6 protein-coding genes are annotated in these 9,133 nt (G+C 36.0%); all 6 read left to right on the forward strand.

The features are described 5' to 3' along the window. From RRB46_RS07240 to rlmD, 6 genes are read left to right on the forward strand one after another with little or no spacing between them, the layout of a single operon-like run. Complete coding sequence (locus RRB46_RS07240; protein ID WP_311538022.1) at nucleotides 1–717, forward strand: tyrosine-protein phosphatase; 717 nt, start codon at nucleotides 1–3, stop codon at nucleotides 715–717. Between the two features lies 1 nt (nucleotide 718). Further along, nucleotides 719–1,621: a DNA-binding protein WhiA gene (gene whiA, locus RRB46_RS07245; RefSeq protein WP_311538023.1), complete on the forward strand. Its 903-nt coding sequence runs from the start codon at nucleotides 719–721 to the stop codon at nucleotides 1,619–1,621. Between the two features lie 31 nt (nucleotides 1,622–1,652). Next, the gene (locus tag RRB46_RS07250; RefSeq protein WP_311538024.1) at nucleotides 1,653–5,099 is read left to right on the forward strand and encodes a DNA polymerase III subunit alpha; all 3,447 of its coding nucleotides are present in this window, start codon (nucleotides 1,653–1,655) and stop codon (nucleotides 5,097–5,099) included. A 9-nt stretch (nucleotides 5,100–5,108) separates the two neighbouring features. After that, complete coding sequence (pfkA, locus tag RRB46_RS07255) at nucleotides 5,109–6,068, forward strand: 6-phosphofructokinase (RefSeq protein WP_106460076.1); 960 nt, start codon at nucleotides 5,109–5,111, stop codon at nucleotides 6,066–6,068. Between the two features lie 8 nt (nucleotides 6,069–6,076). Further along, a complete protein-coding gene (gene pyk / locus RRB46_RS07260; protein WP_311538025.1) occupies nucleotides 6,077–7,849 on the forward strand; it encodes a pyruvate kinase in 1,773 nt (590 codons plus the stop codon). Then, nucleotides 7,849–9,090, forward strand: a complete 1,242-nt coding sequence (gene rlmD, locus RRB46_RS07265) for a 23S rRNA (uracil(1939)-C(5))-methyltransferase RlmD (protein WP_311538026.1) — start codon at nucleotides 7,849–7,851, stop codon at nucleotides 9,088–9,090. Before pyk ends, rlmD begins: the two co-directional genes overlap by 1 nt. Nucleotides 9,091–9,133 lie beyond the last annotated feature (43 nt).

Here is a 9,133-nt window from a genome sequence, read left to right on the forward strand (position 1 = left end):
ATGAGATATTTAAAAAGATTAGACCTAGAAAATATACAAAATGCGAGAGATATGGGAGGGGTAGCAACCCTAGATAAGAAAGCTACATCTTGGCATAAGATAATTAGATCTGCAAGCCTTGATGATGTAAAAGAAGTTGATATAAAAGCCCTAAAGGACTTAAATATTACAACTATCATAGATTTAAGAAGAGAAAATGAACTTAAGCTTGATACACCAAGCCATAAGCTAATTAAGGAAAATTTCGACTTCCATCACATATCACTAGCTCCAGATAAGGAATTTAGACAAGAAGAAATAGATAAAATAATCTCAGGAAAGATGACGGTAGGCCAATCTTATAGAAATCTCATAGATCATTTTGTGGCTGTTAAAGAAATCATGGAAGTAATAGCAAATGCTGAAGGGTCAGTTCTATATCATTGCCAGGAGGGAAAGGATAGGACAGGAATTATTTCGATGATTATCCTAGGCCTTGCCAATGCCTACAGGGGAGATATCATAGCTGATTATGAAGTATCATCAGCTCATCTTGGCTATATCGAAAGATATGGAGAAGACGAACCATACTCAGTATTTAGGATTACAGACCCATATTACATGAAAGAAGCTTACGACTATGTAGTTAGAAAATACGGTACCTTTGAGGACTACTTAGCCTATGCAAAGGTAGATAGCAAGACTATCCAAGCAATCAAGGATAAGATATTAGAATAAGATGAGTTTTTCCCAAAGATGCAAGAAAGAGGTCCTCAAAAAAGAAGCTCTTGACCTAAAGGGTGAGCTTATAAGTCTTATACATTTTATAGGTTCAATTAGGATTTCTGAAGGAAAGCTAAATGTGATTTTCAAGACAGATTCAAATGGAGAGGCTAGATATATTTATAAGCTGGTAGCTGACCTTTATGGATATTCGCCAACTTTTGAAATCCAAGACAACCCTGACAAGAAAAATAAGAGGGACTATGTAATAATTGTTGAAGATAGCGATGTTTCTGATAAATTAGTGGGCCTAATGGCTGAAGGCTTTATAGAAAATTTTCAGGATATAGAAGATGTAAGGCTTGATGAAATAAAGAGTTTTTTAAAGATTGCCTTTATCTTTAGAGGCTCTGTCAATGACCCACAAAGAGGCTATAATCTTGAGATAGTCTCAAAGGATGAAAATGAAGCAAGGCTCTTAAAGGAATCCATGGATACCTTTAGTCTCAATTCAAAATTATCAACAAGAAATGACTACTATATAGTCTATCTAAAGGATTCTGACAAGATTTCTGATTTTCTTGCCATAATTGGTGCTACAAAATCCTTATTTGAGCTTGAAAATGTAAGGGCCATCAAGTCGCTAAGAAATGATATTAACAGAGTAAATAATTTTGATAATGCAAATATCGATAGGACTGTAAAGGCTGCGGCTAACCAGCTTACAGCCATAAACAAAGTAAAGGATGCAGGAGTCTTTGAAGACTTAGATGACCTTAGCAAAAAGCTTGCCAATCTAAGACTAGACAACCCATACCTATCATTAGAAGAGCTTGGGGAGATGATAAATCCGCCCCTATCCAAGGCCAAGGTCAACTATAGACTTCAAAAATTTATCAAAATAGCAAAGGATTTGTAAATACTTACAAATCTTTTTTTGAAAGGAAATTATGACTACAAAATTTACCCACCTCCACCTACATACTGAATATTCCCTCCTAGATGGCTACTCAAGGATAGATAAACTTCTTGATAAGTGCATTGACCTAGGGATGGATTCGGTTGCCATAACTGACCATGGTTCTATGTATGGGGTTATAGAATTTTATAAACAAGCCACAAAAAAGGGAATAAAGCCAATCATAGGTTGTGAGGTTTATGTATCAGAAAAAGACCACAAGATAAAAGACCCTACTAATAAACGTTATTACCATCTTATACTTTTGGCAGAAAATGAGACTGGTTATAAGAATTTGGTCAAAATTGTATCAGAAGCCTATGTAAATGGTTTTTATTACAAGCCTAGGGTAAGCTTTGATTTTATAAAGGACCACACAGAAGGTCTTATAGCACTTTCAGCCTGTCTAAATGGGGAAGTTAATCAAAGAATTCTAGAAAATGATATGGAAGCAGCTCTAAGCACTGCAAAAAAATATGAAGATGCTTTTGGAAAGGGTAATTACTTCCTAGAAATTCAAGACCACGGCATCCCTGAACAAAGACAGGTCAATAAAGGAGTTGCTTATCTTCATAGGAAACTAGGCATAGAAATGGTAGCAACCAATGATGTCCACTATATAGAAAGGGAGGATTCCTACCTTCAAGATGTCCTTTTATGTATCCAAACAGGCGCCTTGGTTAAAGATGAAGATAGGATGAGGATGCCTAATAGGGAGTTTTACCTAAAAGACCCAGCAACCATGGCAGAAATTTTTAAAGACTATGAAAGAGCTGTAGAAAATACTACAAAGATTGCCGATAGGTGTAAGCTTGAAATAAAATTCCACGAGCCTCATCTTCCTTATTACACCAAACTTCCTGATGGCCTTAGCAATCTTGACTATCTAAAACTTTTGGTAAACCAAGGTATAAGCAAAAAATATAAAAATCCTACAAGTGAAATCATAGAGAGAGTTAAAAAAGAAATTGAAGTTATAAATTCAATGGGTTATGTGGATTATTTTCTAATTGTTTGGGATTTTGTAAATTACGCTAGAAATAATGACATAGCAGTGGGCCCTGGTAGGGGGTCTGCAGCAGGATCTATCGTATCCTACGCCCTTGATATTACACAAATTGACCCGATTAAATATAATCTAATCTTTGAAAGATTCCTAAATCCAGAAAGGGTATCTATGCCTGATATAGATATAGACTTTGACTATGTTCTTAGGGATGAGGTAGTTGAATATGTAAATGACCTCTATGGCAGAGATCATGTTTCACAAATCATAACCTTTGGAAGGATGCAGGCAAGAAATGCAATAAGAGATGTGGGTAGAGTATTGGATATAGCATATGGCAAGGTAGATACTATAGCTAAACAAATTCCAGCTACAATTGGCATGACCATAGATAAGGCTCTGGCAGAATCTGATAGCTTTAGGGCATCCTACCACAAGGATTCAGAAAGCAAGAGGCTAATTGATACAGCTAGGAAATTAGAAGGCCTTCCTCGCCATACATCAATCCATGCGGCAGGAGTTGTTATTTCTAAAGATCCACTCACAGAAATAATTCCCCTAGCCTTATCAAATGACCTAGTTGTGACCCAGTTTGATATGACAGAGATAGAGGAGCTTGGCCTTTTAAAGATGGACTTTCTTGGCTTAAGAAACCTCACGGTTATCAAGGATACTATAAAGGATATCAAGAAAAACTATGGCATTGATATCGATATAGAAAATATCGACGTAAATGATAAAAATGTCATCAAACAATTTAACAAGGCCCAAACCATTGGCCTATTTCAGTTTGAATCAGCAGGAATGAGGGCCTTCCTTAAAAACCTCAAGCCAACAGTATTTGATGATTTAATAGCTGCAAACTCCCTCTTTAGGCCAGGGCCAATGGATGAGATTCCTAAATATATCCATAACAAAAATAACCCGGAAGATGTAAGATTTCTTGATGAAAAATTAAGGCCAATCCTAGGGGTAACCTATGGAATAATCGTCTACCAAGAGCAAGTAATGCAGATAGTTCAACAGCTGGCAGGCTATTCTCTTGGAGAAGCTGATAACCTCAGACGAGCCATGTCCAAAAAGAAGATGAGCGTCATGGAAGAAAATAGGGATATTTTTATAAACGGCAAACTCGATGAAGATGGGCAAATCCTAATACCAGGAGCTATTAGAAATGGGGTTGACAAAAAGGCAGCCAATACAATTTATGATGAAATGATATCTTTTGCTAAATATGCCTTTAACAAGTCTCACTCAGCAGCCTACTCTCTTGTAGCTGTTCAAACAGCCTATCTTAAGCACTATTATCCTGAAGAATACATGGCCAATCTTATTTCTTCAGTAATGGACCAATCATCAAAGCTATATTTATATGTTTCAGAAACTAAAAGGCTAGGTATTGAAGTCCTTGCTCCAGATATAAATAAATCCTACGGACCATTTGAAGTAGCAGATAAAAAGATAATTTTTGGCCTATCAGGTATTAAAAATCTTGGAGCCAACCTCATAGCTGCGATTATTAAGGCAAGGGAGACTGGTGGAGAATTTATAAACTTCAAAAATTTCCTAGAAAGAGTTGAAGATGTAGACTCAAGGGCCCTTAACAAAAAAGGAATTGAGTCTTTAATAAAGGCTGGTGCCTTTGATAGCCTAGGCTATACCAGGTCATCGCTTATGGCGATTTTTGAAAAAGCCATAGCTACAGTCCATGACAATAATAAAATAAATGTGACAGGCCAAATTAATCTCTTAGATATGGCAGGAGATGTTGATACTAGGGATATAGACATGCCAAATATTGCAGAATATCCTAAAAATATAAAACTTAAATTGGAAAAGGAAGTCTTGGGTTTTTATATATCAGAACATCCTCTAAGTGAAAACGCTGAAGCCCTCGAAAATATAGTGAATTTTACCACTGACTACAGGGAAAATCTAGATGATAGACAAATGGCAAGGCTTGATGGAAAATATGTTACAATGGCAGGTATCCTAAATAATAAAAAGGAACTGACAACCAAAAAAAGAGATCTTATGGCCTTTGCTTCCTTAGAGGATATGTATGGAAATATTGAAATGGTTATATTTCCATCAACTTATAAGCAGTATAGGAATCTCATCGAAGATGATAATGTACTAATAGTTAAAGGTAAATTGCAAACTGATGAAAGTGATGTAAAATTATTAGCGAGTGAATTTATTGATATAAAAAAAACAAATTTGTCAACTTTATACTTAAAAATGAATTTTATAGAGTATAATGAAATTAAAGGTCTAATTTTAGGCCACAAGGGAAACAATCCTGTAAAAATATATTTTGAAGATAAGAAGAAGTTAGTAAGCCTTGATTCTAAATTACATTTTGAAATCAATGATGCAAATATAAAAATATTGGAAGATAGGCTAGGAAAAGAAAATGTTAAGGTCAAATAAGGAGTTATAATGAAGACAATAGGTATACTTACAAGCGGTGGCGACGCGCCAGGCATGAACTCTGCCATAAGAGGTGCTGTAAGAACCGCATTAAATAAATCCATGAGGATAAAGGGTGTAAGAAATGGCTATGATGGTCTTATGAAAGGCGATATTTATGAAATGAATATCTCATCAGTAGCTGACATCATCCACAAGGGTGGTACCATTCTTGGAACAGCAAGAAGCCTTGAATTTACTACACCAGAAGGCCAAAAAAGAGGGGCTCAAATCCTAGCAGACTATGGTATTGAAGGCCTAATAGTAATAGGTGGTGACGGATCCTTTAAGGGAGCAAAAGCCCTATCAGATCTTGGAATAAAGACAGTAGGAATCCCAGGAACTATCGATAACGACATGGGCTATACTGATTACACCATAGGATTTTTTACAGCTATAGAAACTGTATCTGATGCCATAGGTAAGCTTAGAGATACATCAAGCTCACACGGTAGAGCCGTAGTAATAGAAGTAATGGGCCGCCATTGCGGAGACCTAGCCCTATTTTCAGGTCTAGCTGGAGGAGCTGAATCAATAATTGTTCCAGAACATGAATTTTCAATCAATGAAATAATTGCCAAGATGGAACATGGTAGAAAAAGAGGAAAGCTTCACCACCTAATTACCCTAGCAGAAGGTGTAGGCGATCCATATGCCCTAGCCAATGAGCTTGAAGAAAAAACAGGCATAGAAACAAAGGTAACCGTTCTAGGTCACGTCCAAAGAGGTGGTTCACCATCAGCAGTTGATAGATTACTTGGATCAGCAATGGGAGCACGTGCCGTAGAATTATTATCAGAAGAGCAAACAAATCTAGCCATAGGTTATAGAAATGGAAAATTAATAGAAGTAAGTATAGACGAGGCAACATCTGTTAAGTCAACATTCCCAGAAGATCTTTACGACTTAGCAAATAGCTTGTCAAGATAGGAGTAAAAATGCAAGCAGAAATTTTAAAGAAAACCAAAATAGTTTGTACAATAGGACCAGCAAGTGAAAAACCAGAGGTTCTTGAAGAGTTAATCAAAAATGGAATGAACGTCGCAAGACTAAACTTCTCTCATGGAAGCCATGAAGAACATTTAGAAAAAATTAAGACAATCAAGAGATTAAGAAGAAAACTAAATGCACCAATAGCAATCATGCTAGATACAAAGGGACCAGAAATAAGAACTGGAAACTACGACGTAAAAGAAATCTTCCTAAAACCAGATGACATCTTTACCCTAACAACAAGAGATGTAATGGGTAACCAAAATATAGTATCAGTATCTCACAAGGGTCTACCACAAGATGTTAAAGTTGGTAGTGAAATCTACATAGACGATGGTCTAGTACAACTTGAAGTAATCGAAATAAAAGATGGCACAGATGTTGTATGTAGAGTTCAAAACAACGGTGTTCTATCAAACCACAAGGGAGTTAACCTACCAGGTTCAAAGACAAATCTTCCATCACTAACACCAAAAGATGTTGACGATATCAAATTTGGTATAGAAAATGGAATCGACCTAATCGCAGCATCATTCGTACGTAAAAAAGAAGACGTATATGATATAAGAAAAGTCCTAGAAGACCACGGTGGAGAAAACATCAAAATCATCTCTAAGATAGAATCTCAAGAAGGTGTAGACAATATCGAAGAAATAATTGAAGCATCTGACGGAATCATGGTAGCAAGGGGAGACTTAGGTATAGAAATCAAAACTGAGCTAATCCCAATGGTACAAAAAGACATCATCAGAAGATGTAATGCAGCTGCAAAACCAGTAATCACAGCAACACAAATGCTAGATTCAATGATAAGGAATCCAAGACCAACCAGAGCAGAAACAACAGACGTAGCAAACGCCATCATAGACGGAACAGACTGTGTAATGCTATCAGGTGAAACAGCAGGCGGAAAATATCCAGTAAATGCAGTAAAAACAATGAGAGATATCTGTATCACAACAGAATTATCAGATGACTTCATCGAAAAAGTATACAACACCAAGGTAGAATCTAGAAGAAACACAACCAACTCAATAGCTAGATCAACATGTCAAATAGCAAGAGAATTAGATGCAAGAGCAATAATCTCATGTACATCAAGCGGTAATACATCAAGAATAATTTCTAAATTTAGACCAAGAACAAATATAATTGCAGCAACAACAACAGACAGAGTTGCAAGACAACTATCAGTAGTATGGGGCGTATACCCACTAGTAATCCAAGAAGCTCACGAAACAGATGAATTAATCGAAAGAGCAATAGTAGGCGGCCTATCAGAAGGCTACCTAGAAGAAGGTGACCTAACAGTGGTAACAGCAGGGGTACCACTAGGTGTAAGCGGATCATCAAACCTAATAAAAGTTCACGTAATAGGTGATATCATCACATCAGGAACAGGAATAGGTGCTAAATCTGTATCAGGAAAAGTAGTAATTGGTTCAACAAGAAAAGAACTAGAACACAAATTTGAAGATGGCGACATCATAGTAGCCAAATTCACAGATTCAGATATCACAGAATTCATCGAAAAAGCATCAGCAGTAGTCACAGAAACAGGCGGACTAACAAGCCATACAGCAGTAGCTGCGGTACACTTTGGAATCCCAGCAGTAGTAGGTGCAGCAAATGCTCAAAGCCTAATGGAAGATGGTCAAATAATTACAGTAGATCCAATAGGCGGAGTAATCTACAGCGGAGAAACAAAAGTAATATAATGAAATACACAGATATCAAAATAACTGATATCCTACAAGACGGGCGAGGAGTCGGAAAGACACCCGATAAGATTGCCTTCATCGAAAAGGCTACATTCGGTGAGATATGCGAAATAGAAATAATAAATGAAAATAAAAATTTCTACGAAGCCAAAAAAATAAAAACAATCAAAGAAAGCCCAGTACAAAGACAAGCTCCATGTCCATATTTTTATGAATGTGGAGCTTGTACTATTATGGATATCACTTATAATGCTCAAATACAATTAAAGAAAAACCTAATCCAATCAGCCCTCAAAAAAACAGCAAATATAGAACTAGAGGACATAGAAATAATAGAATCTGAAAATCTTCACTATAGAAATAAAATTAGACTCCAAGTAACAAAAGAAGGAAAACTAGCCTACAATAAAATAGGGACAAATGACCTAGTAGAAATAAAAGATTGTCTTCTAGCAAGAAAAATAATCTCAGAAAATCTCCCATCAATCGAAGAAATAACAAAAGATATAAATAACAAATATTCTTCCTTCATAAAAGAAATAACAATCAGAACAAATAGCAAAGAAATAATGCTAAATCTAGAAGTAGAAGAAAATAACAAGGCCCTAGCTTACATAAGAGAAAAATATGCAAGCAGTAAATATAGCATAAACATAATAGGACAAGGCAATATATCAGGCAAAGACTATCTAGAATATCAAATATTTGACAAGAAGTTTAGGATAAGCCTAAATGACTTCTACCAAGTAAATGATTATCAGATACAAAATCTCTATCAGACAGCAAGAGACTTCCTAGGAGAAAACAAAAGAGTCCTAGACCTATACTGCGGATCAGCCACATCATCCATAGCAATAAATGGAGATAATCTGGTAGGAGTAGAAATAAACAAAAATGCAATAAAAGATGCCAAAATAAATGCAGAAATAAACGATCTAGATAACTTCAAATTCCTCGCCAAAAACGCCAAATATATAGACGAAAAATTCATAAAAAATGAAAAAATAGACACAATAATAGTAGACCCACCAAGAGCAGGCCTAGACAAAGCCTTAATCAAATCCATAGGCAAAACCACCACCAAAGAAATAATCTACATCTCCTGCAACCCCCAAACCCTAGCTAGAGATATAAAAAGATTCGAAAATGAAGGCTACAAACTAGAAAAAATCAAGGCAGTAGACATGTTCCCACAGACCATGCATGTGGAGACTATAGCGTTGATACAAAAGATGTAAATTTAGAAATCCTGCATTTTAAGCAGTTTTATAAGCATTTTGT

Origin of the sequence: uncultured Anaerococcus sp. (assembly GCF_963512375.1) — a bacterium.
GTDB lineage: Bacteria > Bacillota > Clostridia > Tissierellales > Peptoniphilaceae > Anaerococcus.